Raw genomic sequence first — 25,627 nt, forward strand, 5'->3', positions numbered from 1 at the left:
CTTTGGCCATGGTGCGTGCGCTGAACAAAATGACGAAGGCAGGTATGCCAGAAAGTGTACGTATCGGCTGAGAGCCGGAGCTGTTACAGGGGAAACTCGCCTCAAATCTGATTTATTCAACAAAGCCGCGCGCCGCCGAAGAGCGTGACCAGCAATACGATTAATGATGTCAATAAAACAGTGGTCAGGCAAAAGTGTGTTGGAATGGAACGTCCGCATCACGAAAGTTATGCGGACGTTGTTGTATAGCGTGACGCTTATACAGGTTATCTCCGTTTTTTGATTGGACTGAAATAGCCGTATTACGGCATCGACACACACCTTCTTATATAATTTCGCCTAACATCCCACCCGCATTTACCGAGCTTCCGGATGTCGCGGAATGTTTCAATGGGTAATCCCCCCGAAAAACCGGTGTGTTTATAAGTAGAATTTTCTCGTAATCTGAACCAGAGAAGTACTCTGAAATAATCGTTTTTTACCGACAGTCCAATCATGCCCACCCAAATCTCTAACACTTCTCCATTTAACACAGATTTGCCTGATAGGATTTTGACAAATTATAGATATCCTTAACCGATCAGGCCCAGGCCCCTTGTTAAGTGAAATTTCAGGTACATCCTTCTATGCAAAAAATGTTAAAAATGCCGCTACTACTGGCATTGTTGTCATGTTTGATGATGGCGCCTTTTCTGGCGCTGGCGGATGGCAGCCCCGCGCAAACCGACGTCGAACAGCCTGTTAAGGTTAATGCCAACATCGCGTTACCTGCACTGCAAAAACGTCTGGATGCCCTGAAGCAGCAGGTTTCAGCCGCAAAGGTGGATAAGCAATTTACCGCCCTGAACGATGAAGCTCAGCGGCTGGTCAGCGATGCCGATAAGCTCGCCGTGGCGCTGGCTCCGCAGCTGGCACAGGTTCAGGCGCAGCTTGATGTCCTCGGCCCGCCGCCTGCACCTGGTACCCTGACGGAAACCCCGCAGGTCGTTAGCCAGCGTAAACAGCTCAATAATAGCAAGACCCTTCTCACCACTCAGATTGAGCAAACCAAAGCCATCGGCGTGGGGGCGCAAAACCTGTCTGCGCAAATCTTTGGTTTACGCCGCGATGCGCTGAAAACGCAAATTGCCCTGAATACGGGCAGCATTCTGGGCGAAAAGTTCTGGGCCCCGCTTATCAATCCAGGTGAGAAAGATGCCGCGCGCTTTGATGATTTTGGTTCGCAGATTAGCGAGGTCTGGGATCAGGCATGGAGCGATGAATGGCGTATCGGCTCCGGCTTCTACTTATTGCTGACGCTGATTATTGGTCTGTTCGGACGCAAAGCGCTGGATAAACCCGTCGGCTGGATCCTCCCCCGCTGGTTGCCTCAGGGGCGCTTCCGTCGCAGTTTTCTCGCCTGTTTCACCACACTCAGCACGATGTTCACGCTGGGTATCAGCATGCAGCTGCTGTGTTATATCTTCACGCGGCTACCGGATACCGCGCAGCCGGTACTGGATTTTGCCGAGCAGCTGGTTGAGCTAACCTACTTCTCGGCGATCATCGCGGGGCTTGGGATTGCATTACTCTCTAACAATCATCCTTCCTGGCGTTTGCCGGGGATTGCCGATTCCCTGGCAAAAACGCTGGGCTTGTTTCCTGTCCTGCTGGCCACCTTTATCTTTATCTTTGGCACAATCGAGCAGCTCAACGCCCTTGTCGGGACCAGCATTGCCGCCACCCTGTTTGGCAACGGACTGTCGGCTTTGCTGGTCGCGCTGAACTGCCTGATAGCGCCGGTACGTGTTAACCGTATACGCCGTAAAATGCGGGCCGATGGCGAACAAACTGAAGCTCGCTCTACGATTGCAGGCCTGATTCATCTGGTGATAAGCCTGACGGCGGTGGTCATTCTGGGTGCGCTGCTGATTGGTTATATCCCGCTGGCTCGCTTTGTCACCTTCGAGCTGCTGTGGATAGGTCTGGTCGTCAGCTGCTTGTATCTGCTGATTCACTTCGTGGTCGATCTCTGCGAGTGCGTATTCTCACCTTCCACCCAAAGTGGAAAAATTCTCAAAAGCACACTGAGTCTTAACGATCGCCACCTGTCACTCGCCGCAACGCTGTTCTCGGCCGTCGGTAAGACCTCGCTGTTGCTAATGGCAGCCATTGCGCTGCTCAACGGGACTTTCGGCTCCACTACACCCGTGGAGTTGCTGAAAAAAATCGTAGATATCTGGGGCGGGGAAGGTATCGGTGGGATAAATATTATCCCGGCGCATGCCATGAATGCCTTCCTGTGCCTGGTGATCGGCTGGTATGTATTGCGCTCAACCCGTCGCTGGCTTGATAACGATTTTCTGCCAAAAACCATGATGGACCGCGGTCTGCGTGCATCCCTTGTCACGCTGTTCACTAACGTTGGCTATGTGCTGATCATCATGCTGACGCTTTCGATGCTCGGCATCGAATGGAACAAGCTGGCGTGGATTGTCAGCGCCCTGTCGGTGGGTATTGGTTTTGGTCTGCAGGAGATTGTGAAGAACTTTATCTCCGGCCTGATCCTGTTGACTGAACGCCCGGTCAAAGTGGGCGATTTGGTGAGTATTAGCGGCGTGGAGGGGGATATTCGTCGGATCAACGTTCGCGCGACGGAAATCCAGTTGAGCGACAAATCGACGGTGATCGTTCCGAACTCGCAGCTCATCTCGCAGAACGTGCGCAACGCCACCATGGGGAACGCACAGGGTGTGGCGACCATCACCTTGACCTTCCCGCTGGATATCGATCCTGAACAGGTGCGTAACCTGTTGCTGATGGCTTATACCCTGCACGAATCCATTCTGGACGCCCCGGCACCGTCGGTGAGCTTTAAGGAACTCGGACCGAACGGCATTGTGCTAAGCGTCACGGGTTATGTGAACAGCCCGCGTATGGTCAGCTCAACGCGCAGTGACCTGCTATACGAAATCCTCAAAATGCTTCGCGAGGCGGGTGTGAGCCTGAGCCAGACGCAAACCATGATCCTCGAGCAGCCGCACAAAGCCGTGACAGAGGAATAATAAAAAGGGCCACCTCATCGGTGGCCCTGAGTCATTAAGGGAGCCAATCATAAAAAAGATAAAACAATAAACCTGCCATTACACTCACCCATTAAAAATAACCTCCTGCATTCGCTACTTTATTAGTTAACCCGCTAACGTCACTCTTTTCTATTAAACTCATTCACAGAAAAAATAATTTCTCTTTTAATAAATCAGGAGTACGCTTCAAAAATAAACCACCATGGAGTTAGGGGTTTTTATGCCAGTCAATGAGTTTATCAAACCTACGTCAGGTACAATTATCATTCCCGGAGGCTTGAGGCTACTCACCCTTGGTGAAATAGCGTTGGCGAAGACCTTGTATGGCAACAGCATTGAATACTTTCGTGTGTGGGTACACAGGGAGAGCTATCTTCCCTTTAATCTACAACCCATAAATGTGGCGATGAGCCCTAACGGTGAGATGTGGTTTAGAGAGGAAACGTATTCACCCGATTTTTCATTAGAACCGAAACTAATAACGAAACACAGATTCATGCATGAAATGATGCATGTGTGGCAAAACCAAAAAGGTATGTTTGTCAGAACCCGAGGGCTATTCTCTCGTATTGCCGATTACAGCTATAGCTTAGATAAAGCTGATTTGCTTCACTACGGACTTGAGCAACAAGCATCAATCGTGAGTGATTATTGGTTATTGTTACATCACGGTTTCGCAGAGAACAGCGACTTATATGAATATCGTGATTTCAACCCAAATCAATCAGTTTACTCACTCATAGGCAAATATAAATCAGTGCTAAATGGATTTCCAGGATGAAAACATTCATTGCTATCCCTTTTATATTACTATTAACTGGTTGCCCCGGTGGACGACCTGGTCCCCAAACGAGATCTACGTTTATTGAGGGTAATCACCTTTGCTTTAGCGTGGATAAAAAAGATATTTTGAGTTACTACCGCATCGAATCAAGTGAAAATCTTGATGAAACCGTAATTGAGTATAATAAAAACTTACATCAATCCTATCCTGATGGCTGTATAAATTTCAAATGGCATTATGGCTATTCTTATACCCTTTCCTATGGTCTTAATGGAAATGATTATATTCATGAGTTCTTTATTGATAATAATGGTCAACTGACACATTTAGGAGGTCTATAATGTCATTACCCGCTTATTTATTTCTTTATGACGAAAATGGAATATTGGTTCCTGGTAATTGTATTACTCCAGGCCGCGAAGGTGCGATAGAAATAATGAACAGCAGCTACGGTGTCAGGCAAAGCGTTGATAGCCACACTGGAAACATGACCGGGACCCGGCAGCACAACCCGGTGATACTGCATAAACAATTGGATAACGTCAGCCCTTATCTGGCAGTTGCGGTATGCGAATCAAAACGCTTACAAAAAGCGGTAATTAAATATTTTGAGATTGCAGAAGCGGGCCTGGAAGTCGAAACCTATACCATCACACTCGAAAGCGTAGTGATTTCCTCTGTTGACTTCACACATGTTTATTATCCGGGGAGTTCTTCACCTAACATGCATGAGGTTGTGGGACTAAGATTTCGGCGTATTGAATGGAATTATGTCAGAGGGAATATTAAATATGATGATGCATGGATGAAGCCAGCCCCGCAGCCCAAAAATGATCGGTAAGGCGATAATATTTGCTCCAGGATCAATCGCATTTAAGAGCCAGCTCTTGATGGTGCTGACTCTTAAAACGACGCCTTTCTTACCCCACTTTTCCCCAAGACATCAAACCGGCTCTTCTTCCCGCTCATCGCAAGGCTGGTAGTAAAACTCACCCGCTTCGCAGTGGAAGGTAGAAAACTCCGCCGGACGGCGGAAGTAGTAGCCCTGCGCTTTCTCGCAGCCCAGCGCTTTGAGCTTCAGCATCACGTCTTCGTCTTCGATACCTTCGGCGATCAGCGGCACGTTAAAACCGCTGGCCAGCATGATAAGCGAGCTGATAACCGACTGCGCTTTTTCATCGCCCATTACGCCATGTACAAAGTTACGATCAATTTTGATGCTGTCAAACGGCAGCGCGTGCAGGTACGAGAGACTGCTAAAGCCGGAGCCAAAATCATCCAGGGAAATAGAAATACCGTGACGGCGCAAATAGCTCAACATTTTGCCGATGCGCTGCATGTCCTGCATCAGGACACTTTCAGTGATTTCAATGCAGATATTGCTGTTCGCGAGGCCATTCTGACGGATCGCGTCCATCAGATGCCAAGCAAAATCCTGCTGTAGCAGCTGAATAGCCGACACGTTAATGTGCAGCAGAAAGTTCTGCGGCGCTCCGCGGGCGATCATTTCCGCCAGTTCGCGACAGGCTTCTTCTATCACCCATTTGCCAAGCGGCACAATCAACCCGCTCTCTTCCGCCAGCGGAATAAAGCGCGTCGGCGGGATCTCGCCCAGCGCTTCAGATTTCCAGCGAAGCAGGCACTCACCTTCGCGGCAGTGGGTTTCGTCGTTCTGATCGATAATTGGCTGCAGAACCAGATGGAATTCATGCTGATGAATCGCATCGTTGAGATGCTCATGCAACTTGATGTTGTACAGCTCATTTTCGTACATTTCCTGCGAGAACAGCATGACCACGCCGTTACCAATCGCCTCTGCCTGTAGCAATGCCATGCCTGCGCCACGGCGGATCGCCGAAAAACTCTCTTCGGTAATCGTGTCGAGAACCATGCCCACGTTGCCGGTATAGACGTATTTATTGTCGTTCGCCCGCTGCTCGCTATCTTCACCCATGAACATCGATTCCATCACGGTGCGGTAGCGTAGATAATCCTTGTGCTGATTCATTCCTGGGAACACGACCAGCAGTTTGTCAGTGGTATCGCGAGCAATCAGGATATCAGTCGGCAGCAGGTCGCGCAGGCGGGAGATAAACTCATTGATAAAGATATCAGCGAACTCTGTCCCCAGTGCATTCACGATGCTGTACATGTTGTTGATGTGGATGAGTCCGACCATGTTGCGGCGCTTATAAAGCGAAGGCTGCTGGCGTAATCCGGCGCGGGTCCACAATGCTGTACCATCGTCCTCTTCAATCTTTTTACGCTGCAATTCAAAGCTTTCCGCCAGCTTGTGCGACAACGCCATAAAGGTCGTTTCCAGCGAGGCGATTTCAGGGAAATGGCGTTTTTCTTTAGAGGGTGTCCAGCGGTGCGTCACTAACTCATCCGCTTTACGGGCAATATCATTCAGTGGTCGCGTGGCGCGCGACAGAACAAAACCGACCGCCAGAAAACCGAGTCCGCAGGCGATAAACAGCACCAGCATGACCACTTGGCCATAGCTCAGAATGCTTTGGGTTATCGCCGTCGCCGGGCTCACAATCACCCCTTTCCAGTGCAGCCGACCTTCCTGATCTTCGACGTTAAAAGTATCAACATAGAACGGCTTGCCGTTGACTTTCACCGACAACATGCCCGGCGTAGCGCGTTGCGCAAGTGCTTTCCCGGCGCTTACGATTGCAGGCACTCCGGTTTGCTCCAGCGTTTGCAATTTCACGTCAAGATGGCCGCCCTTGAGTATCGAATTAGCAAGAGAGGGCATGGATGACGCCACCAGCTCATTTTTATCGTTCACGATAAGCAGAATACTTTCCGGGAACGGTCTGAAATGCTCAAGATTATTATTCAGTTCAGCAAAATGCAGCTCACTGGACACGACGCCGGTGAAGACGCCATTTCGGTCAAAGGCCGGTGAACTCCAGGCGATACCCGCCGTTTTTGCTTCATCATAATCACGGAAAGGCTGCGTCCAGTGTGAACGGCGATCAACTTCCGCCGCTTTGTACCAGATGCGTGTAGTGGTGTCATAAGTGGGGATGACGTTTTCAACTGTCGAATCGAGGCTGTAATCACTGAGCAAAGTAAGCTGATTGCCGGTTGCATCATCCTTCACACCAAGATAATTTTTCTGCAGCCTGTCGTGCGAAATACCAATGAAGTCGCCATTAACGTGGCCGAACTCGACCATATCGAGATAGTCACGTTCTGAAAAAACATTGGTGACGTTGTTGATAAGCAGACCGCTGAGATCGCGCACCGTAAAGGTGTTCGCATCCATCTGGCTCAGCGCGTGAACCACAATTGCGTTCGACTGCTGTGGAACGTTGATGTAGTTGTTAATCGCCCTTTCGATGGTCTGCTTTTTCGAATTGAGGATTTCCTCACTGATGGTGTCAAGGAACGCGTACCCGGCGTAGTTCAGGAACGTGTACATGGTGGCGAGCACCACGCAAAACGTCAGCAGCAGCGTTAACAGAATGGTCTTGGTCAACGACAACGGGTAGGTGTCGACAGAGAACTTTTCCTTCAGGATTTGCATAGCGCGTCTCGGTTTCCGCTCAACTCATTATTCAGGCTGCACAACAAACAGGCCATTTGCCGTGACAAAATCGGCAAACGGTTTTGGTCGTGAGTAATAGTAGCCCTGTGCCAGATCGCACCCCATTTCGTGCAGCTTGGCAGCCATTTCGGCGGTCTCCACCCCTTCGGCAACCAGCGGCACTTCAAAACTGCGCGACAGCATCAGCACCGAGGCAATGACGGCTTCACTTTTCTTGTCTTCCAGTACGTTTCTCACAAAGCCACGGTCGATTTTCAGACAGTCGAACGGCAAAGAGTGCAGATAAGACAGGCTCGAATAACCGGAACCGAAATCATCAATAGCCACGGAAATGCCCAGCCGGCGCAGATACGCGAGGATCTCAACGATCCGGTGCGTGTCATGAAGCAGCACACTTTCAGTAATCTCTATGCAGATATTGTTGTTGTGCAGTTCATAACGATGAATACACTCCAGCAGATGGCGTGAGAAATCAGCCTGCTGCAGCTGTACCGCAGAAATATTGATGTGCAGTTTGAAGTCAGTTGGTGCGCCACGGGCGATAAACGTTGCCAGCTCACGGCAGGCGGTGTCGATTATCCATTTGCCCAGCGGCACTATCATGCCGGTGTGTTCGGCCAGCGCGATAAATTTATCCGGCGGCACGAAGCCAAGCACGTTGGACTGCCAGCGAATCAGGCACTCCCCTTCCTTACACTGCACCTGTTCCGCAAACGGCACGATTGGCTGCAGCACAAGATGGAAACCTTCGGTTTGCAGATCGTCACGTAGCGCCTGGTGCAGACGCAGGTTGTTGACCTCTTCTTCACGCATTTCTGGCGTATAAAGATCGCACGCACCGTTACGCTGATTCTGGGTGTGCTGCACGGCAAGGCTGACGTTACGCAGACATTCGCTGAAGCTTTCTTCGGTCAGCGGTTCGATAATCATCCCCGCGTGGCCAGTAAAGATGTGCGATTCACCGGCAATTTCCGCCGACTGTTCACGGAAAACGGAGGTGATCACGCCGCGATACCACGCCACATCTTTGCTTTCGTACGTCCCGGTGAAGGCGATAATGAAAGTGTCCTCGCGGTCGCGACAGCACAACGCGCCTTCCGGAAGAATGCTGCGCAGGCGTTCGGCAAAGGACTGAATAAACTCTTTCGCCAACGCGCTGCCGAGCGCATTTTTGACGGAATTGAAGTTGCTGACCTTAATCATCGCCAGCAGATTGCGGTTGTCATACAGCGCGGGGGTATGCATCAGGCCGCCGAGCGTCAGGAAGCCGGTGTCCGCGTCTTCTTCAAGGCTGGTACGGTGCGCACCCGCCGATGGCGTCAGCTCAGACACGCGTTCAAGCTCTTCGTTTAGCGTCGCCAGTTCCGGGAAGGTCCGTTTTTTAGTCTCTTTTTTCCACGGCTTGAGGCCAATCTCTTTAACCTTCTCAACGGTCTCTTTCAGCGAGCCGGTAAAGCGCAGGATAACCAGGCTAAGTGCCGCCATCAGCAGCAGAATAACCATCGCGCTGGCGAGCGTAATCATCAAGTGCTGCTGCCGAGTGGTCGCCAGTGCAGCCTGATGCGGCGCAACCAGCACGGCGTGCCATTTGAGCAGGTATTCGCTGTCGCGCACATCAAAGGACGTCGCCAGGAAGCGTTTCCCGTTGACGTGGAATGAGGTCAATTTCTCGCAGTTGCAGTCTTCGGTTTCATGAGTCAGAGAAGACGGCAGTTTGTCAGGCATCATCGCGTTATCGGTGCTGGCTACAACGCGTTTTTTTTCGTCGAAAATAAGCAGGGCGTAATCTTTACTTGGCAGTAACTGCGCCAGATAGCCGCTCATTTTGGCTGGCATCAGCCCGCTGGAAATCACGCCTGCGAACAGCCCTTCTTTGGTGTACACCGGCAGATGATAAGTCGCGATATACCCTTTTACGCCAGGTTCGTTTATCCACCACGGATTACGCTGGTGCTGCGCGATGTGGAACCACGAGAAACTGTTTATGTTGAAATTGTTGACGGCTTTAACGATGTTACTTTGCTCACTGATCCCGCTGTAGGTGATTAGCTGCGTCGGATCCTGCGGACTGCTACGCTCGAGGTAAATACGCCCGGTGGTGCTATCGCGCTTTACGGAGAAGTAATTCCCGTTGGCATCGGTCCAGGAGAAGCTTTGCATCGCCTGAATATCCGCAAAAGTCCGAGAACCTAAATAGACTAATTCAGGTCGCACCATGCCATCGTTGACGGCGGCCTGGCCTCCCTGGAGGAATTTCTGCATCAACAGGCTGAGCTGATGCGGGCTGTCGAGAAAATCTCCCAGCTTGAGCTGAACCATCTCACTCTGCGTGTTTAACAATTGCTCATTCATCAGATTTCCCGTTTTACGGGACTGATAGTCGAGCAGACCGGTAGCGCACAGGATCATGACCAGTAGCGCGACCAGCAAAATTATCATCACACTTTTCAGCAAAGTGAATGGGTAGGCTTTCAGGGAAGACTTTTCCATAGCGTGGGTTATTGCGTTAGCTCTAGCGTTAAAAGAGGTAAAAATTACAGTGTGCCGTTTGCCTTAGGAGGCAGAAGGCTCCAGAAGTTTGTCCATGACCGCAGGTGCGGCAGAGGTGCGGTTACGCCCTGCTTTTTTCGATTGATACAGGTATCGGTCTGCTTCGGAGAGCAGTTTGTCGAAGGCATCGACCAGCTGTCGCCGTGCGGCTTGGCCATGGCTCAGCCCGATACTGACGGTCAGGGAAAGCGTGTCCCCTTCCCAATTCACTTCCATCTGTTCAATCTCGGCGCGAATTTCTTCTGCCAGAAGATAACCGTTATCACCGCAGGCATCCGGCATTACGACGGCAAACTCTTCGCCGCCCATACGCGCCACAATGCCCTTCTCACCCACCACGTCTTTGACCCGGCGAGCGAATTCGGTCAATACGCTGTCGCCGCAGTCGTGGCCGTGCGTATCGTTGATGCTTTTGAAATGGTCGATATCCAGCAGCAAAACGTTCAATGCGGTATTGACCGTTTTCTCATCCTGCAAACGTAATTTTTCATACAGGCCAAAACGCGAATGCACGCGGGTCAGATAGTCGTAATTGGCGCGGGCCGACAGCTGTTTAACCAGCACGTTGATGGCCTGTACGCTCACCGCCACCATCACCGGGCTGATAGCGACAGAGGCAATCCCCATGCGCGCAGAAACAATCTGCGTGATATGCCCGTTAATGCCGGAATACATCCAGTTGGAATAGACCATCAAGACTTCGGCAATACCGGTTAGCTGTGTCAGCAAGCAGGTCACCGGCAGCGAATAACTGATCGCACACCAAATCAGTGCAGGCAACGTAACAGCCAGGCTGCCAATGCCACCGCTGTGTGCGGAAGCAGTAATAGACAAAATCAGCAGACCAAGCGGCATCACCCGGCTGAGTTCATATTTTTGCGGCAGCAGATTGCCATTCCAGGTCAACAGGAAAGGCAGGACCAGTACGCTGGTAGAAAATTGCTCGCTAAACCAGACGGAATAAATATTGAGGAAAGTCTGGTGGGATGTCAGCTCAAAACCGTAGCTTCCGAGTAGCGAGGAAATTAATGCGCTCAGCAGGCAATAACTGTAAAGACGCAGGACGTTTAGCTTCAGCGGCTCTTCCGGTGTTTTCTTCTCATATAAAATGGCTTTCGTCAAAATAATGACGAACAACATATTAGAGATCGCAATCAGGACCGAACCTGCGTCATTATTTCCACACGCCGCGTTACCCAGCAGTAACACTAATAAACAGATTAAATAGTTATGCGGCCGATTAAAAAAAGGGAACCGTAAAAAAAGACCGACCAATAGCGCATTGAACGGCCAGAAAAGAGCCAAATGCCCAGTTTGCTGCAGAATGCTGCTGGCAAAAAAAAGGACTAGCGTCGTCACCGTCAGGACGATGGTGTTAAATAGCGTATTTTCTTCCTTCAGCATCGTCGAAGGATGAATCGTCAATTTATGCATGGGTCACTAGTTACTCTGGGATATCTGCCTGGTACAGACAGGTTTGGCTTACAGAGAATACGTATCCATGCGCAAGGCGACAAACACAAACCGGTTCAAAAATAAATATTAACAATTTTAATAGAGAGTGTGATTATAATGTTAAATCCGATATTTACGACAGCGCGCGATAACAAACAAAATGAAATCATTGCTTATTATCGCGATAATAATCAGTTAACGAATCGGCATCTGTTGCATTATTGTGGCGCACTTTTCCGACACGGCGCCATACAATAAACGCACCGCCGTCGAGAGCTGTTTTCGATGTGGGCAAATCATATTCAGCGGAACGTTATCACCCCGATAATCTGGAAGAATAATGTTCAATCGCCCTTGGGCAATATCGTCGCTGACGTCGAGCCAGGATTTATTAGCAATCCCCTCGCCCGAGATGGCCAGCCGTCGAATGACCTCGGCGTCGTCGCTCATCACGCTGCTGTTGACTTGAATTTCCTGTATCTGCCCGTCGCATAAAAAGGTCCAGCGATCGTAAACGCGCCCACGCAGAATATAGGTCAGCACGTCGTGCTGGCGTAATTCTTCCGGCGTTTTCGGCACATCGTTTCGCGCAATCCATTCCGGTGACGCCACCAGTACGCGACGGTTTTCAGACGCTACCGGTAATGAAATAAAGGACGCATCATCGTTATTGCCGTAGCGAAACGCGACATCCACAGGATCCTTGAACACGTCGGTCAGACTATCGGAAAAGAGAATGCGCAGGCGCAGCGCCGGATGGCGTTGTCGAAAAGCCTGGAACACCGACAACAGCAGGTTGCGGCCAAGATCGGACGGCACAGCAATCTGCAACGTACCGCGAATTTCATCCTCTGGGGCCTGTATTTGCTGCAGCCCTGCATGGAGAGTGTCGAGCATTTGGGTGGCGAACGGCAGCCACGTTTCCCCTTCCGGCGTCAGGCGCAGACTGCGGGTAGAACGCGCAAATAAGCGGATATTGAGGTGCGTTTCCAGGCGTTTAATGGCCGCGCTCACTTGGGCAGGTGGAAGCCCCGCCTCGCGCGCCGCTTCGCTAAAACTGCCCAACGCCGCCGCACGAACAAACAACGTTAAGTCTTCCAGTCTGAGCATTTCTCTCTCCTGCTGATAACTTTGTGCATTGTAAGCACAAAAACCGGAATCGTCTCAAAATGCCTGACAGCCGCGCCAGCGCCTGCCATACGCAGTATTCTTTCGAGGTTTGCTTACACTTTTTTGCCTGTAAAGGGCTTGCCAGCAGGCGGTTTCATCGGGAATGATACGGGGCGGTAAATTTAAGTCCAGGCTGTCTAGTGAATGTATGTGTGGAGAAGGTATGCGTAAAACAAAAATGATGCTTCTGGGCGTACTGCTGGCGACAGCAGGTGCGGTATCAGCTGCACCGGCAACTGTGCCGACTTCTGGGATTCAGAAATACGAGTTAAAAGATTTTATTGCTGATTTCACCCATTTCAACATCGGTGATAACGTGCCAGCAATGTACCGTTCGCAAGAGTACAATATCAAACAGTGGCAGTTGCGTAACCTGCCAGCCCCAGATGCGGGTAGCCACTGGACTTACATGGGCGGCAACTACGTCCTGATTGGCGACACCGACGGCAAGATTATGAAAGTCTACGATGGTGAAATCTTCTATCATCGTTAATGCTGCAAGCTGTGAGCGTTAGTCATGACGCTCACAGTGTCTTCTGAATTAACCTGGAGAACATGATGATCATTCGCCCAGGACATCCTTCTGACCGTCCTTTCCTGCGTACCTTATACCTTCACGCACGTAAAATCAGCTGGCCGTGGGCCGACAACAGCGACTGGCAGCTGGAAGATTTTGATGCCGCCACGCTTGATGAAACCGTATGGGTCGCCGAAATTGACGGACACCGCGTCGGGTTTGCTTCCGTCTGGGAACGCGATAACTTTCTGCATAACCTGTTTGTTGACCCCGACTGGCAGGCTCAGGGCGTGGGGGTAGCGCTACTTGAGCATGTGCAAACGACCTTCACCAGCACCGGCGCGCTGAAATGCCTGGTACAGAATGAAAAGGCGCTGACGTTTTATCATCATCACGGCTGGCATACCGAGGCCCGCGGTGCGTCACCCGACGGCGATTACTGGTTACTGCATTATCGTCTCCGTTAACGCCCCACCCGCATACATTTTTATCATTCAATTTTGAGAGCTTCCTTCAGAGATTAGTCCTTGTCAGCGTCACTTCAGAGTTTACAATGCACTGTATATACAACCAGTCATTGCCACACTCTGGAGAAGACCATCATGGAAGCGCCCGCCGTCTGGACCCACCCTCTACTCTATGTTGACATAGAAGCGCAAACTGACTTTGCCGAAGCTGCAGCCCACTGCGAGAAACTGGCTGCCGGTGCGCTGGATACAGAACATTTGCAAACGCAGCATGAGCTTTACCAGCGTCTGCACGAATGCCTGACCCAGTTACAACCGACGCTACTTGAGCCGATTGCTGAAAACCAGATGGCGCAATTTACCGTGAGCACCCTGCCCCGCTCTCTTCCCAGCATGGATACCGAAAGCGAACTGCTGTGCGAATATTGCCTGGCGCTGAGTCATCTGTTGTCCGGCAACCCGCTTAGCGTCCGCGTCGAAGAAACGTTGCAGGGCCTGCTGTATGAGCTGACCGCGTTTATGACCGATACCATGCTGGCCCCGCGCTGGTTATCAACGCCGCTGGGGTTGCAGCCTATCGTCTGAGGAAGGCATAAAAAAAGCCACCGACGGTGGCTTTTCTCTTCAGTTCGAACACGTGCTTACACGGCGCGGAAGGCAATCTCACCAGGGATGACTTCACCCTGCCAGTAAAGCTGTGCGGCCACACGGCCTGCCAGCTGGCGATATAGAGTGGTGAATTCGCTGTCCGGACGCGCGACAACCGTCGGGGTACCGCGATCGAGATCTTCACGCAGGCTGATATGTAACGGCATCTGCCCCAGCAACTGGGTGTGATACTGCTGTGCCAGACGCTCTGCGCCTCCGGTGCCAAAAATAGGCTCGTGGTGACCGCAGTTACTGCACACATGCATGCTCATGTTCTCGACGATACCGAGCACCGGCACTTCGACTTTCTCGAACATCACGATGCCTTTTTTGGCGTCGATCAGCGCAATGTCCTGCGGGGTAGTGACCACCAGCGCGCCGGTGACCGGAATGTTCTGCGCCAGCGTCAGCTGAATGTCACCGGTCCCTGGCGGCATATCCAGCACCAGATAATCAAGATCCGGCCACATCGTTTCTTGTAGCATCTGCAACAGCGCTTTGCTGGCCATCGGGCCACGCCAGACCATTGCGTTGTCGTCGGTCACCAGGTAACCGATCGAGTTGGTGGCCAGATTGAACTTCATGATTGGCGCCATATGGGTGCCATCAGGGGATGTCGGACGTTCACCTTCTGCGCCAAGCATCATCGGCACGGACGGGCCGTAAATGTCGGCGTCAAGAATGCCGACTTTTGCGCCTTCGGCGGCCAACGCCAGCGCCAGGTTTACCGCAGTAGACGATTTACCGACGCCGCCTTTGCCAGAACTCACTGCAACGATGTTCTTCACGCCGTTAATGCCCGGCTGATTTTTAACGCGTTTCAGCGTGGCAATCGTGTGAGACAGCTTCCAGTCGACGGCTTTCGCGCCGGTAATGCGCAGCAGGTCGGCGCTGCATTGCTCTTTTAGCTCTTCAAACGCACTCTGCCAGACGAACGGCATCTGGATTTCAACGTGGATGATGTCATCGAGCCACGCCACATGGTGCAACGCTTTCAGGGCAGTTAGGTTGTGCTTCAGGGTTGGGTGCTGAAAATTGGCCAGCGTACCCGCGACCATCGCACGCAGACGCTCCGGGGATTTGGCCTGGGATTGTGAACTCATCCCGACTCCTTTTTCGTTATTCTGGAAGAACTAATTGTAACTGCGAGTGCGACGCGGAGGTAACAATTATTCTGTCAGGGGATTAATGTCCCGCTCGCATAGCGGATTAATTAGGGTTTTGGTAATATCGGAACCCCTTACAAAAGCAGGAAGTAATGTTCACTATGACTCAAGTCGCGAAAAAAATTCTGGTAACGTGCGCATTGCCGTACGCCAACGGCTCCATCCACCTCGGTCATATGCTGGAGCATATCCAGGCTGATGTCTGGGTCCGTTACCAGCGAATGCGCGGCCACCAGGTCAATTTCATCTGCGCCGATGACGCCCACGGCACGCCTATCATGCTGAAAGCTCAGCAGCTTGGCATCTCCCCGGAGCAGATGATTACCGATATGAGTCAGGAACATCAGACCGACTTCGCGGGCTTTAACATCAGTTATGACAACTACCACTCAACGCACAGCGATGAGAACCGTGAGTTGTCCGAGCTTATCTACGGTCGCCTGAAAGAGAATGGTTTCATCAAAAACCGTACCATCTCTCAGCTTTACGATCCGGAAAAAGGCATGTTCCTGCCGGACCGTTTCGTGAAAGGCACCTGCCCAAAATGTAAATCCCCGGATCAGTACGGCGATAACTGCGAAGTATGCGGCGCGACCTACAGCCCAACCGAGCTTATCGAGCCGAAATCCGTGGTATCCGGCGCTACGCCAGTGATGCGCGAGTCTGAGCACTTCTTCTTCGACCTGCCATCCTTCAGCGAAATGCTGCAAGCATGGACTCGCAGCGGCGCGCTGCAGGAGCAGGTCGCGAACAAAATGCAGGAGTGGTTCGAGCACGGTCTGCAACAGTGGGATATCTCCCGTGATGCACCGTACTTTGGCTTTGAAATCCCTGGTGCACCGGGCAAATACTTCTACGTTTGGCTGGACGCGCCAATTGGCTACATGGGTTCCTTCAAGAATCTGTGCGACAAACGCGGCGATACCGTCAGCTTCGACGAATACTGGAAAAAAGACTCCGACGCCGAGCTATATCACTTCATCGGTAAAGACATCGTGTATTTCCACAGCCTGTTCTGGCCTGCGATGTTAGAAGGCAGCGGTTTCCGTAAGCCGACCAACCTGTTCGTTCACGGTTACGTGACGGTGAACGGTGCGAAGATGTCCAAATCTCGCGGCACCTTCATCAAGGCCAGCACCTGGCTGAACCATTTCGATGCTGACAGCCTGCGCTATTACTACACCGCGAAGCTCTCTTCTCGCATCGACGATATCGACCTGAACCTGGAAGATTTCGTGCAGCGCGTGAACGCCGACATCGTGAATAAAGTCGTGAACCTGGCGTCCCGTAACGCGGGCTTCATTGCCAAACGCTTTGACGGCGTACTGGCGGCGGAACTGGCTGACCCTGAGCTGTACAAAACCTTCATCGACGCCGCACAGACTATTGGCGACGCATGGGAAAGCCGTGAATTTGGTAAAGCCGTTCGTGAGATTATGGCGCTGGCTGACCTTGCCAACCGCTATGTTGACGAGCAGGCTCCGTGGGTGGTAGCGAAGCAAGAAGGCCGAGATGCTGACCTGCAGTCCATCTGCTCCATGGGTATCAACCTGTTCCGCGTACTGATGACTTACCTGAAGCCGGTTCTGCCGATGCTTTCAGAACGTACCGAAGCATTCCTGAACACCGAACTGAGCTGGAACAGCATTCAGCAGCCGCTGCTTAGCCACAAGGTAAACACCTTCAAGGCACTGTATAACCGCATCGACATGAAACAGGTTGAAGCCCTGGTTGACGCATCTAAAGAAGAAGTGAAAGCCCTGAGCGCACCGGTTACCGGCCCACTGGCGGATGATCCGATTCAGGAAACCATCACCTTTGACGATTTCGCGAAAGTCGACATGCGCATCGCGCTGATTGAAAACGCGGAGTTTGTCGACGGTTCGGACAAGCTACTGCGCCTGACGCTGGATATCGGCGGTGAGAAACGCAACGTCTTCTCGGGGATCCGTTCTGCGTATCCTGATCCACAGGCGCTGATTGGTCGACTGACGATGATGGTGGCAAATCTTGCGCCGCGTAAAATGCGCTTCGGTATTTCCGAAGGGATGGTGATGGCCGCAGGCCCTGGCGGGAAAGATATCTTCCTGTTAAGCCCGGACAGCGGTGCGCAGCCTGGTCAGCAGGTTAAATAACAAAAAAGGCCGGGAAATCTTCCCGGCCTTTTTTATGCGTCTTTTATGCTTTCTTTTCAGGCTTCGGATTAAAACGAGCCGTCAATCCTCGCAGGAAATAACGCAAGAATTGATCGCCGCATTCGCGGTAATTTTTATGATCCGGCGCGCGCATCATGGCAGTAATTTCCGGCATCGAAACACGGAACTGCTGCTCGGTCAGAATGGCCAGGATATCATCGGTTTTGAGTGAGAACGCGATACGCAGCTTTTTCAGCACCAGGTTGTTGGTCATGCGGCGTTCAGTCACCAGCGCCGGGGCAGCTTCATCTTTCCCGCGCTTGTCGTAGATAAGTCCATTGAGTAAAAGCGACAGCATAATATCCGGGCAGCGCTGAAAACCGGCGTCGTCTTCTTTACGCACCCAGGCATCGATGTTCTCAGGTGTGGCAACGGCTTCCGCCAGCGCCCACAGGCGAACCAGCCCGGCATTATTGGTTTTCAGGATGTAGCGCAGGCTACGGATGATATCGTTACTGATCATAGCGTCTTAAACTTGTATTTGGACAAAGGCGAAGTGTACCAGTTTTACAGCCCTAACGCCTCTTTCAGACTCTTAAGATAGCGACGGCTCACTGGCACGGTTTGTCCTGCACGCAACAATAACTCTGCCTGCCCATTCTCTTCCAGACGAATCTCTTTCAGGTGCGACATATTCACCAGATGCTGACGATGGCAGCGTAACAGTGGCGTACGGCTTTCCAGAGTGCGCAGCGTCAATTCAGTGTAACCTTCTTTACCTGCGCCGTCGGTGACATACACGCCGCTCATACGGCTGCTGACAAACGCCACATCTTCCATCTGCAACAGCCAAATCCGGCTATGTCCGGTACAGGGAATAAATTTCAGCGCCTGCTGGCTTTCGCCGAATACCGAGATATCCTGCTGACATCGCTCCTGACGCAGACGACCGAGGGTTTTATCCAGCCGCTTATCTTCGATGGGCTTGAGCAGATAATCAAAAGCGTGTTCTTCAAACGCTTTTACCGCGTATTCGTCAAACGCGGTGAGAAATACCACCCACGGACGGTGCTCCGGGTCGAGCATACCGATCATTTCCAGCCCGCTGATGCGCGGCATCTGAATATCGAGGAACACCACATCGGGACGCAAATGATGCACCGCGCCAATGCCTTCCACCGCGTTGTCGCATTCGCCCACGATTTCAATATCTGCCTGCTTCTCCAGCAAAATGCGCAGGTTTTCCCGCGCCAGCGGCTCATCATCGACAATTAACACCTTCAGCATGCATTTTCCTCCACAGGCAGTCGCAGGGTAATACGGGTAAAAATGTCCGGCTCGCAGGTGACGGTTATCCCGCATTCGTCGCCGAATCGCGCGCGCAGTCGTTTATCCACCAGCGTCATCCCCAGGCCGCTCGCCTGGGCGTCAGGCTGATACAGCCCGGCATTATCTTCAATATCCAGCTGCAGCCAGCGCTGATGCAGGCTCGCCTGCACCGTGATTTCGCCGATCCCCAGATGCTGCGAGGTGCCGTGTTTAATCGCATTTTCTACAATCGGTTGCAGAGTAAACGCCGGTAGCTGGTGATGGGCCAGCGCGGGCGGCACGTTGAGATGAACCTGCAACCGCGCCTGGAAGCGTGCTTTCTCAATTTGCAGATAAGCATTCACGTGCTCAATTTCATCGGCCAGAGTGACGATTTCCGACGGGCGCTTGAGATTTTTACGGAAGAAGGTCGACAGATACTGCACCAGCTGCCCGGCCTGCTCACTGTCGCGGCGTATCACCGCTTTCAGGGTATTCAGAGCGTTAAACAGAAAATGCGGATTCACCTGGGCATGCAGCAGCTTAATTTCTGACTGGGTCAGCAGCGCCTTCTGCCGCTCGTATTGCCCGGCGAGGATCTGCGCCGACAACAGTTGGGCGATGCCCTCTCCCAGCGTTCGGTTTATAGAACTGAACAGACGGTTTTTGGCTTCATATAGTTTAATGGTGCCAATCACCCGTTGATTTTCGCCGCGCAGCGGGATAACCAGCGTCGAACCAAGCTTGCAGTTGGGGTGAATTGAGCAGCGGTACGGCACTTCGTTACCGTCGGCGTACACCACTTCCCCGCTGTCGATGGCTTTCTGGGTATAGCGCGAGGAAATCGGTTTGCCAGGCAGATGATGATCGTCGCCGATCCCGGTGAACGCCAGCAATTTTTCACGATCGGTTATCGCCACCGCGCCGATATCCAACTCCTGAATCAATACCTGCGCCACCCGCATGCTGTTTTCTTCGTTAAAGCCTTGCCGCAAGATCCCTTCGGTCGAGGCCGCCACTTTCAACGCGGTGGTGGAAAACGCCGAGGTGTATTTCTCAAACATCGCCCGTTTGTCGAGCAGAATACGCATGAACAGTGCGGCACCAACGGTATTGGTGACCATCATCGGCGCGGCAATGCTTTGCACCAGATGCAGCGCATCGCTGAACGGACGGGCGATCAACAGGATGATCAGCATCTGCACCATTTCGGCGACAAACGTCACCACGCCTGCGGTGAACGGATTAAAAACCTTATCGCTACGCCCACGCCGCACCAGCACGCTGTGAACCAGCCCGCCCAGCAGGCCTTCCACAATGGTCGATACCATGCAGCTCAGCGCGGTCATTCCGCCCATCGAATAGCGGTGCAGCCCGCCAGTCAGCCCGACCAGACCACCTACCACAGGGCCGCCGAGCAGACCGCCCATGACCGCGCCAATGGCACGGGTGTTGGCTATCGAATCTTCGATATGCAGACCGAAATAGGTCCCCAGAATACAAAAAATGGAGAAGGTGACGTAGCACAGTAGCTTGTGAGGCAGACGGACGGTGACCTGCATTAACGGAATGAACAGACGCGTTTTGCTCATCAGCCAGGCGATAACCAGAAACACGCACATCTGCTGAAGCAGCAGCAACACCAGATTAAATTCGTACATACCTGTCGACCACATAAACTTTGAAAGCGCGTAACATACACGTTGTAACCAGCTGTTTCCTTGACCGCCAAGGCAAAACGCAAAATTCCTGCTGTCGATCACACTTTTCGCTGACATGACGCGGCCTTGCTGAACGAAAAACGATCAGATCTTCCTGGTTCGACGAACACCGTCTACAGTTATAATGGGGATGCGCGAGCTGAGGTGATACATGGCGCTTTACACGATAGGTGAAGTGGCTCTGCTTTGTGATATTAATCCGGTGACGCTGCGTGCCTGGCAGCGGCGTTACGGACTGTTAAAGCCCCAGCGAACCGATGGTGGGCATCGGCTGTTCAACGATGGTGACATCGACAGAATTCGCGAAATCAAACGCTGGATAGAAACCGGCGTGCAGGTCAGTAAAGTCAAAACGCTGCTTATTGAGGTCACCGCCGAACAGCAAAGCGGCTGGCGAGAGCATCAGGAAACGCTGCTGCGCTTTTTGCAGGGTGGCAATCTCAACCGCTTGCGGCTGTGGATCAAAGAGCGTGGGCGCGATTATCCCGCTCAAACCCTGGTTTCCCATCTTTTCATTCCACTCAGGCTTCGCCTGCAAAGCTCTCAGCCGACGCTGCAAACGCTGTTAAGCGTGCTGGACGGGGTGCTTATCAATTACATTTCGGTGTGCATGGCCTCGGCGCGGAAACGTCAGGGACGCGATGCGCTGGTGGTCGGCTGGAACATTACCGACACCACCCGACTGTGGCTCGAGGGCTGGGTAGCCTGTGAACAGGGCTGGCGCGTGGACGTGCTGGCGCACTCACTACATCAACTGCGACCGGAGCTTTTTGACGGCCAAACCCTGCTTGTGTGGTGCGGTGACACCTCCACCGTTGGGCAACAGGAACAGTTGCAACAGTGGCACGATCAGGGGCTAAACGTGCTGCGCCTGGGAAATTAAGGGTTCATTAACAAGCGTGCTTCATCATATAATCGGCGGGTTAACATAAGGAGCACATGATGAAACCTGCCAAACTGGCTATGATCACCCTCTTCGTTCTAATGGCCGTGGGCGGCATTGGCGGCGTAATGCTTGCGGGCTACTCCTTTATCGTCCGCGGTGGTGTCGGCTGAGTAACCTTGCCAGACGCTCAAATGCCCGGTCAACCAGGATTGCCGCCAGCGCCACCAGCACCGCTCCCTGAATCACATACGCCGTATTAAATCCGCTCAGACCAATGATAATCGGCGTCCCGAGGGTGTTCGCCCCCACCGTTGAAGCAATGGTCGCGGTGCCGATATTCACAATGACCGAAATGCGGATCCCGGCGATCATCACCGGAGCGGCCAGCGGCAGTTCTACCTTCAGCAGGCGTTGCCAACCATTCATCCCCATCCCCTGCGCCACGCTCAACACGCTCGATGGCACTGACGCCAGCCCGGCCAGCGTACCCTGCAAAACAGGCAAAACGCCGTACAAAATCAGCGCGATAATAGCCGGTTCGCGGCCAAAGCCCATCACCGGCACCGCAATAGCCAGCACCGCCACCGGCGGAAACGTCTGCCCCATTGCGGCAATGGTTTCCACCAGCGAGCGAAATTCACGGCCCGCCGGGCGCGTCACCGCAATTCCCGCCCCCACGCCAACGACCGTGGCCACCAGGCTCGACACGCCCACCAGCGAGAAATGCGCCAGCGTCAGCGACCAGAAACTTTGCTGCTGATAAAGCGGGCGCGGCAGTTCAGGAAACATTGCGCTGAACAGCGGCCCGCTGTAGGGCATCAGCGCCAGCAACGCGATAAACAGCAATAAAAGCCAGACAAGCGGATCACGCACCACCTTCACGGTTGTCCTCCCCACGCAGCAGATCGGCAAAATGAAGCGATCCGCACGGCGTACCGTCGTCGTTCACCACCGGCAACACTTCGCTGCGGCGCGCCACAAACAATGACAGCGCCTCACGTAGCGACATCGACGCGCGCAGCGGTTCTCCGGGAATGTGTTCCCCGGCGCGCACATAGTCCCCGACGCCGCGCAGCGAAAGCAGCCGCACGCCCAGCTCGCTGCGACCAAAAAATTCACGCACAAAATCGTTTTCCGGCGCGGTCAGCATCGCCAGCGGCTTGCCCTGTTGGACCACTTCACCGTTATCCATCAACACCAGATGATCGGCCAGGCGCAGCGCTTCGTCGATATCGTGCGTCACCAGCACGATAGTGCGCCCGAGCAGCTGATGGATACGACGCATTTCCTGCTGTAACGCCCCGCGCGTCACCGGGTCAAGAGCGCCGAAGGGTTCATCCATCAGCAGTACTTCGGGATTGGCCGCCAGCGCGCGAGCCACGCCGACACGCTGCTGCTGCCCACCAGACAGCTGATGCGGCAGGCGATCGCGCAAAGAGGCATCCAGCCCCAGCAGCGACATCAGTTCGTCAATGCGCTCATTGATGCGAGCCCGCGTCCATTTTTGTAACTGCAGCACAGTGGCAATGTTTTGTGCCACCGTCCAGTGAGGGAACAGGCCAATCGACTGGATGGCGTATCCCATCCTACGGCGCAGTGCCAGCACCGGCTGCTGGCGAATATCTTCCCCGGCGAAGCGAATGGTGCCGCTGTCGTGCTCCTCCAGGCGATTAATCATCTTCAGGGTGGTGGATTTTCCGGAACCAGAGGTCCCGATAAGCACTGAAAATGCGCCCTCTTTTAGGTTCAGATCGAGGTTTTTCACTGCCGCTTTGCCATCGAAGATTTTGCTTACCTGCTGAAATTCAATCATGGGCTTCTCCTCCCAGTAAAGCTATCCACAGGCTGAACAGCGCATCCACTACCACCGCCATCGCAATCACCGGAATAACACCAAGCAACACCAGGTCGAGCGCACTGCTCAACAACCCCTGAAACACTAATGCACCAAAACCGCCCGCGCCGATCAGCGCCGCGACTACCGCCATGCCGACCGTTTGCACGGTGACCACCCGCAGACTGCGCAGCAGCACTGGCAGCGCCAGCGGCAGCTGGACTTTCCAGAAGCGCTGCGCCTGGCTCATGCCCATTGCCGCCGCGCTTTCGAGCACGTCGGCGGCAACCTGCTGCATTCCGGCGACCACACCGCGCACCAGCGGTAGCAGCGCGTAAAGCACCAGCGCAATCAGCGCAGGCGTCAGGCCGGTGCCGCCGATGCCCCAGGACGACAGCCAGGGAAAATGTTTCACCAGCCCGGCGAGCGGCGCAATCAGCAGGCCGAACAGGGCCACGGAAGGGATAGTCTGAATAATATTGAGGAAGGTGAAGACGCGGGTTTGCCGCCCCTGATGACGCCAGCACCACAGCCCGAGCGGCACGCCAATCAGCAGACCCGGCAGTAGCGTGCCGAACAGCAAGATCAAATGCTGCTGCAACGCGCTGTCGAACACGTCCTGACGGTTAAAATACTCTTTCATCAGCGACAGTGAATCGAGCTCACCGGACCACAGCAGCGCCACCGGAAAAATCCAGATTTGGGCATTCAGCAGCCAGCGCCAAAGCGATTTCTGAGTCAGCCGTCGGATAGCATCGCTGCAAATCAGCAGCGCCACCGCCAGCCAAAGCCACAGTCCACTGCCAGGCGAGGTGCGCGCCAGCGGGCTACCGCTTTGCGCCAGAGTCATCGCCGCTTTGCCGCTGCTCCAGAGCAACAGTATAAAGAGGATCTGGGCCAGAATCAGCGTCAACACCAACGCGCCCCGGCCTCGCAGCAGGCTTAAGCCCGCCAGAACCAGCGGCACGATAAGCAACAGCGCAGGCGGAAAAGTCCAGATTTGCCACAGCTGACGGCTTTCGCCTGAGAGCAGCCGATTGGCAGCATAATTCACGAAGGGTAACGCTGCGGCTGCCAGTGCAATCAGCACCAACAGCAGCAGAACCCGGTTATGACAGGATATTCGCACGTACTTACTTCACCAGTCCTTGTTGTTTCAGCCAGTCAGCGGCCACTTTCTTCGCATCCAGCCCTTCCACCGCGATGCTGGCATTCAGTTTTTGCAGCGTCTTCGCGTCCAGTTTTTCAAACACCGGCTTCAGCCATTCCGGGATTTGCGGATATTCTTTCAGCACCGCCTCACGAATCACCGGTGTCGGAGCATAAATTGGCTGTACGCCTTTCGGGTCGGTCAGCGTTTGCAGACCCAGCGCTGCCACCGGACCATCGGTGCCATAGGCCATCGCCGCGTTCACGCCGGAAGTTTGCTGTGCTGCCGCTTTGATCGTCACCGCTGTATCACCGCCCGCCAGCGACAGCAGCTGACTCTGGTCGAGTTTGAAATCGTAAGCTTTTTCGAAAGCGGGCAGCGCGTCCGGACGCTCAATAAACTCTGCCGACGCCGCCAGTTTGAAGGTACCACCCTTTTTCAGGTACGTGCCCAAATCCTCTAACGAAGTGAGTTTGTTCTTCTCTGCCAGATCCTGACGTACCGCGATGGTCCAGGTATTGTTCGCCGGAGAGGGCGTCAACCAGATAAGCTTGTTCTGCTCGGCGTCGAGTTTTTTCACTTTCTCGTAGCCCTGCTGCGCATTCTTCCACGCCGGATCGTTATCATCCTTAAAGAAGAACGCCCCATTGCCGGTGTATTCCGGGTAGATATCCAGTTCCCCGGAGGTTATCGCCCCGCGCACCACCGGCGTCGCACCCAACTGTACTTTGTTCACGGTTTTCACGCCGTGGTTGTCCAGTACCTGCAAAATAATGTTGCCGAGCAACGCTCCTTCGGTATCAATCTTCGAACCCACCTTCACTGGCTCAGCGGCCTGCAGCGGCAAGCTCAGCGCAGCCAACAGCGAAACGCCCGTCATCCACTTCGTTTTATTGTGCATTCTCGTTTCCTCATAAGCCTGCGTTTACAGGAGGTTAGAGAAAGCGTAGACCTGAATCAACGATTTATCATGAAAATAAGTCATTTCCTGAAATGATGCTAAGTCGTCTCAAAAACGCATAATGCACCTGTTTTTTTTGCAATTTATTAATTGTTTTCTTTTCATTCATAGAAAAACATTAAGTATTCGAATGGTTACGTAAAATAATCTACAAAACAGCCAAGAAATGATATAAAACACTAACCACTCGACCTCTTGCGAATTAAGATGTTAAGAATCGTCCCAAGAGCATAAAATTACCATTACAT

Annotated in this window: 22 protein-coding genes; 10 read left to right on the top strand and 12 right to left on the bottom strand. The window is 53.0% G+C overall.

All coding sequences use genetic code 11. The features are described from left to right. Positions 1-626: 626 nt before the first annotated feature. From MUU46_RS09050 to MUU46_RS09065, 4 genes are all read left to right on the top strand, one after another. Positions 627-3,044 (top strand): DUF3772 domain-containing protein, encoded by a 2,418-nt coding sequence (locus tag MUU46_RS09050; RefSeq protein WP_258965355.1) that lies wholly within the window; start codon positions 627-629, stop codon positions 3,042-3,044. Positions 3,045-3,285: 241 nt separating this feature from the next. After that, complete coding sequence (locus MUU46_RS09055; RefSeq protein ID WP_159752978.1) at positions 3,286-3,846, top strand: type IV secretion protein Rhs; 561 nt, start codon at positions 3,286-3,288, stop codon at positions 3,844-3,846. Further along, on the top strand, positions 3,843-4,190 hold the full coding sequence (locus tag MUU46_RS09060) for a putative T6SS immunity periplasmic lipoprotein (protein ID WP_258965356.1): 348 nt from the start codon (positions 3,843-3,845) through the stop codon (positions 4,188-4,190). Before MUU46_RS09055 ends, MUU46_RS09060 begins: the two co-directional genes overlap by 4 nt. Then, complete coding sequence (locus MUU46_RS09065; protein ID WP_258965357.1) at positions 4,190-4,690, top strand: Hcp family type VI secretion system effector; 501 nt, start codon at positions 4,190-4,192, stop codon at positions 4,688-4,690. The genes MUU46_RS09060 and MUU46_RS09065 overlap by 1 nt, the downstream gene beginning before the upstream one ends. A gap of 102 nt (positions 4,691-4,792) precedes the next feature. On the opposite strand, the gene MUU46_RS09070 is transcribed toward MUU46_RS09065, so the two are convergent. From MUU46_RS09070 to MUU46_RS09085, 4 genes are all read right to left on the bottom strand, one after another. Beyond that, positions 4,793-7,390: a bifunctional diguanylate cyclase/phosphodiesterase gene (locus tag MUU46_RS09070; RefSeq protein WP_258965358.1), complete on the bottom strand. Its 2,598-nt coding sequence runs from the start codon at positions 7,388-7,390 to the stop codon at positions 4,793-4,795. A gap of 27 nt (positions 7,391-7,417) precedes the next feature. Then, the gene (locus MUU46_RS09075) at positions 7,418-9,901 is read right to left on the bottom strand and encodes a bifunctional diguanylate cyclase/phosphodiesterase (RefSeq protein WP_258965359.1); all 2,484 of its coding nucleotides are present in this window, start codon (positions 9,899-9,901) and stop codon (positions 7,418-7,420) included. A 63-nt stretch (positions 9,902-9,964) separates the two neighbouring features. Then, the gene (locus MUU46_RS09080) at positions 9,965-11,395 is read right to left on the bottom strand and encodes a GGDEF domain-containing protein (RefSeq protein ID WP_258965360.1); all 1,431 of its coding nucleotides are present in this window, start codon (positions 11,393-11,395) and stop codon (positions 9,965-9,967) included. 216 nt (positions 11,396-11,611) lie between these two features. Beyond that, entirely contained in the window at positions 11,612-12,526 is a 915-nt protein-coding gene (locus MUU46_RS09085; RefSeq protein ID WP_258965361.1) for a LysR family transcriptional regulator, read from the bottom strand. Between the two features lie 223 nt (positions 12,527-12,749). Between MUU46_RS09085 and MUU46_RS09090 the strand changes: the two genes are divergently transcribed. The 3 genes from MUU46_RS09090 (at position 12,750) to MUU46_RS09100 (ending at position 14,155) form a co-directional block, all read left to right on the top strand. Beyond that, positions 12,750-13,079, top strand: a complete 330-nt coding sequence (locus tag MUU46_RS09090; protein ID WP_159752964.1) for an RcnB family protein — start codon at positions 12,750-12,752, stop codon at positions 13,077-13,079. A 65-nt stretch (positions 13,080-13,144) separates the two neighbouring features. Then, the gene (locus tag MUU46_RS09095; protein ID WP_258965535.1) at positions 13,145-13,570 is read left to right on the top strand and encodes a GNAT family N-acetyltransferase; all 426 of its coding nucleotides are present in this window, start codon (positions 13,145-13,147) and stop codon (positions 13,568-13,570) included. Between the two features lie 135 nt (positions 13,571-13,705). Continuing rightward, entirely contained in the window at positions 13,706-14,155 is a 450-nt protein-coding gene (locus MUU46_RS09100) for a hypothetical protein (protein WP_258965362.1), read from the top strand. A 56-nt stretch (positions 14,156-14,211) separates the two neighbouring features. On the opposite strand, the gene apbC is transcribed toward MUU46_RS09100, so the two are convergent. After that, positions 14,212-15,321 (bottom strand): iron-sulfur cluster carrier protein ApbC, encoded by a 1,110-nt coding sequence (apbC, locus tag MUU46_RS09105; RefSeq protein ID WP_258965363.1) that lies wholly within the window; start codon positions 15,319-15,321, stop codon positions 14,212-14,214. A gap of 164 nt (positions 15,322-15,485) precedes the next feature. Here apbC and metG point away from each other — a divergent pair, with 164 nt between their 5' ends. Then, positions 15,486-17,519 carry a methionine--tRNA ligase gene (gene metG / locus MUU46_RS09110; RefSeq protein ID WP_258965364.1) on the top strand — a complete coding sequence of 678 codons (2,034 nt, stop codon included), beginning with the start codon at positions 15,486-15,488 and terminating at the stop codon, positions 17,517-17,519. 43 nt (positions 17,520-17,562) lie between these two features. Here the strand turns inward: metG and MUU46_RS09115 are convergent, their stop codons facing one another. The 3 genes from MUU46_RS09115 to MUU46_RS09125 are packed head-to-tail and all read right to left on the bottom strand — an operon-like array spanning position 17,563 to position 20,488. Continuing rightward, entirely contained in the window at positions 17,563-18,042 is a 480-nt protein-coding gene (locus MUU46_RS09115; protein WP_159752956.1) for a YehS family protein, read from the bottom strand. Positions 18,043-18,086: 44 nt separating this feature from the next. Continuing rightward, positions 18,087-18,806 (bottom strand): two-component system response regulator BtsR, encoded by a 720-nt coding sequence (gene btsR, locus MUU46_RS09120; RefSeq protein ID WP_159752954.1) that lies wholly within the window; start codon positions 18,804-18,806, stop codon positions 18,087-18,089. Next, the gene (locus MUU46_RS09125) at positions 18,800-20,488 is read right to left on the bottom strand and encodes a sensor histidine kinase (RefSeq protein WP_258965365.1); all 1,689 of its coding nucleotides are present in this window, start codon (positions 20,486-20,488) and stop codon (positions 18,800-18,802) included. Before MUU46_RS09125 ends, btsR begins: the two co-directional genes overlap by 7 nt. A gap of 211 nt (positions 20,489-20,699) precedes the next feature. Here MUU46_RS09125 and mlrA point away from each other — a divergent pair, with 211 nt between their 5' ends. Together mlrA and MUU46_RS09135 are read left to right on the top strand one after the other, a co-directional pair. Next, positions 20,700-21,431 carry an HTH-type transcriptional regulator MlrA gene (mlrA, locus tag MUU46_RS09130; protein WP_159752950.1) on the top strand — a complete coding sequence of 244 codons (732 nt, stop codon included), beginning with the start codon at positions 20,700-20,702 and terminating at the stop codon, positions 21,429-21,431. A 59-nt stretch (positions 21,432-21,490) separates the two neighbouring features. After that, complete coding sequence (locus tag MUU46_RS09135) at positions 21,491-21,604, top strand: protein YohO (protein ID WP_159753519.1); 114 nt, start codon at positions 21,491-21,493, stop codon at positions 21,602-21,604. Here the strand turns inward: MUU46_RS09135 and MUU46_RS09140 are convergent. The 4 genes from MUU46_RS09140 to osmF are packed head-to-tail and all read right to left on the bottom strand — an operon-like array spanning position 21,579 to position 25,319. Then, entirely contained in the window at positions 21,579-22,316 is a 738-nt protein-coding gene (locus MUU46_RS09140) for an ABC transporter permease (protein ID WP_159752948.1), read from the bottom strand. The genes MUU46_RS09135 and MUU46_RS09140 overlap by 26 nt on opposite strands. Further along, positions 22,300-23,247, bottom strand: coding sequence for an ABC transporter ATP-binding protein (locus MUU46_RS09145; protein WP_258965366.1), 948 nt, complete (start codon positions 23,245-23,247; stop codon positions 22,300-22,302). The genes MUU46_RS09140 and MUU46_RS09145 overlap by 17 nt, the downstream gene beginning before the upstream one ends. Then, on the bottom strand, positions 23,240-24,397 hold the full coding sequence (locus MUU46_RS09150) for an ABC transporter permease (protein ID WP_258965367.1): 1,158 nt from the start codon (positions 24,395-24,397) through the stop codon (positions 23,240-23,242). Before MUU46_RS09150 ends, MUU46_RS09145 begins: the two co-directional genes overlap by 8 nt. A gap of 4 nt (positions 24,398-24,401) precedes the next feature. After that, positions 24,402-25,319 (bottom strand): glycine betaine ABC transporter substrate-binding protein OsmF, encoded by a 918-nt coding sequence (gene osmF / locus MUU46_RS09155; RefSeq protein ID WP_159752942.1) that lies wholly within the window; start codon positions 25,317-25,319, stop codon positions 24,402-24,404. Positions 25,320-25,627 lie beyond the last annotated feature (308 nt).

Origin of the sequence: Scandinavium tedordense, from assembly GCF_024764965.1 — a bacterium.
GTDB lineage: Bacteria > Pseudomonadota > Gammaproteobacteria > Enterobacterales > Enterobacteriaceae > Scandinavium > Scandinavium tedordense.

Excerpts from the sequence above, each read along its gene's own strand:
- MUU46_RS09095 (WP_258965535.1), top strand. The coding sequence starts at position 13,145 with ATGATCATTCGCCCAGGACATCCTTCTGACCGTCCTTTCCTGCGTACC.
- MUU46_RS09085 (WP_258965361.1), bottom strand. The coding sequence starts at position 12,526 with ATGCTCAGACTGGAAGACTTAACGTTGTTTGTTCGTGCGGCGGCGTTG.
- MUU46_RS09060 (WP_258965356.1), top strand. The coding sequence starts at position 3,843 with ATGAAAACATTCATTGCTATCCCTTTTATATTACTATTAACTGGTTGC.
- MUU46_RS09090 (WP_159752964.1), top strand. The coding sequence starts at position 12,750 with ATGCGTAAAACAAAAATGATGCTTCTGGGCGTACTGCTGGCGACAGCA.
- MUU46_RS09125 (WP_258965365.1), bottom strand. The coding sequence starts at position 20,488 with ATGTACGAATTTAATCTGGTGTTGCTGCTGCTTCAGCAGATGTGCGTG.
- MUU46_RS09075 (WP_258965359.1), bottom strand. The coding sequence starts at position 9,901 with ATGGAAAAGTCTTCCCTGAAAGCCTACCCATTCACTTTGCTGAAAAGT.
- MUU46_RS09115 (WP_159752956.1), bottom strand. The coding sequence starts at position 18,042 with ATGATCAGTAACGATATCATCCGTAGCCTGCGCTACATCCTGAAAACC.
- MUU46_RS09065 (WP_258965357.1), top strand. The coding sequence starts at position 4,190 with ATGTCATTACCCGCTTATTTATTTCTTTATGACGAAAATGGAATATTG.
- MUU46_RS09055 (WP_159752978.1), top strand. The coding sequence starts at position 3,286 with ATGCCAGTCAATGAGTTTATCAAACCTACGTCAGGTACAATTATCATT.
- MUU46_RS09100 (WP_258965362.1), top strand. The coding sequence starts at position 13,706 with ATGGAAGCGCCCGCCGTCTGGACCCACCCTCTACTCTATGTTGACATA.
- MUU46_RS09080 (WP_258965360.1), bottom strand. The coding sequence starts at position 11,395 with ATGCATAAATTGACGATTCATCCTTCGACGATGCTGAAGGAAGAAAAT.
- apbC (WP_258965363.1), bottom strand. The coding sequence starts at position 15,321 with ATGAGTTCACAATCCCAGGCCAAATCCCCGGAGCGTCTGCGTGCGATG.
- MUU46_RS09135 (WP_159753519.1), top strand. The coding sequence starts at position 21,491 with ATGAAACCTGCCAAACTGGCTATGATCACCCTCTTCGTTCTAATGGCC.
- osmF (WP_159752942.1), bottom strand. The coding sequence starts at position 25,319 with ATGCACAATAAAACGAAGTGGATGACGGGCGTTTCGCTGTTGGCTGCG.
- MUU46_RS09145 (WP_258965366.1), bottom strand. The coding sequence starts at position 23,247 with ATGATTGAATTTCAGCAGGTAAGCAAAATCTTCGATGGCAAAGCGGCA.
- metG (WP_258965364.1), top strand. The coding sequence starts at position 15,486 with ATGACTCAAGTCGCGAAAAAAATTCTGGTAACGTGCGCATTGCCGTAC.
- MUU46_RS09050 (WP_258965355.1), top strand. The coding sequence starts at position 627 with ATGCAAAAAATGTTAAAAATGCCGCTACTACTGGCATTGTTGTCATGT.
- btsR (WP_159752954.1), bottom strand. The coding sequence starts at position 18,806 with ATGCTGAAGGTGTTAATTGTCGATGATGAGCCGCTGGCGCGGGAAAAC.
- mlrA (WP_159752950.1), top strand. The coding sequence starts at position 20,700 with ATGGCGCTTTACACGATAGGTGAAGTGGCTCTGCTTTGTGATATTAAT.
- MUU46_RS09070 (WP_258965358.1), bottom strand. The coding sequence starts at position 7,390 with ATGCAAATCCTGAAGGAAAAGTTCTCTGTCGACACCTACCCGTTGTCG.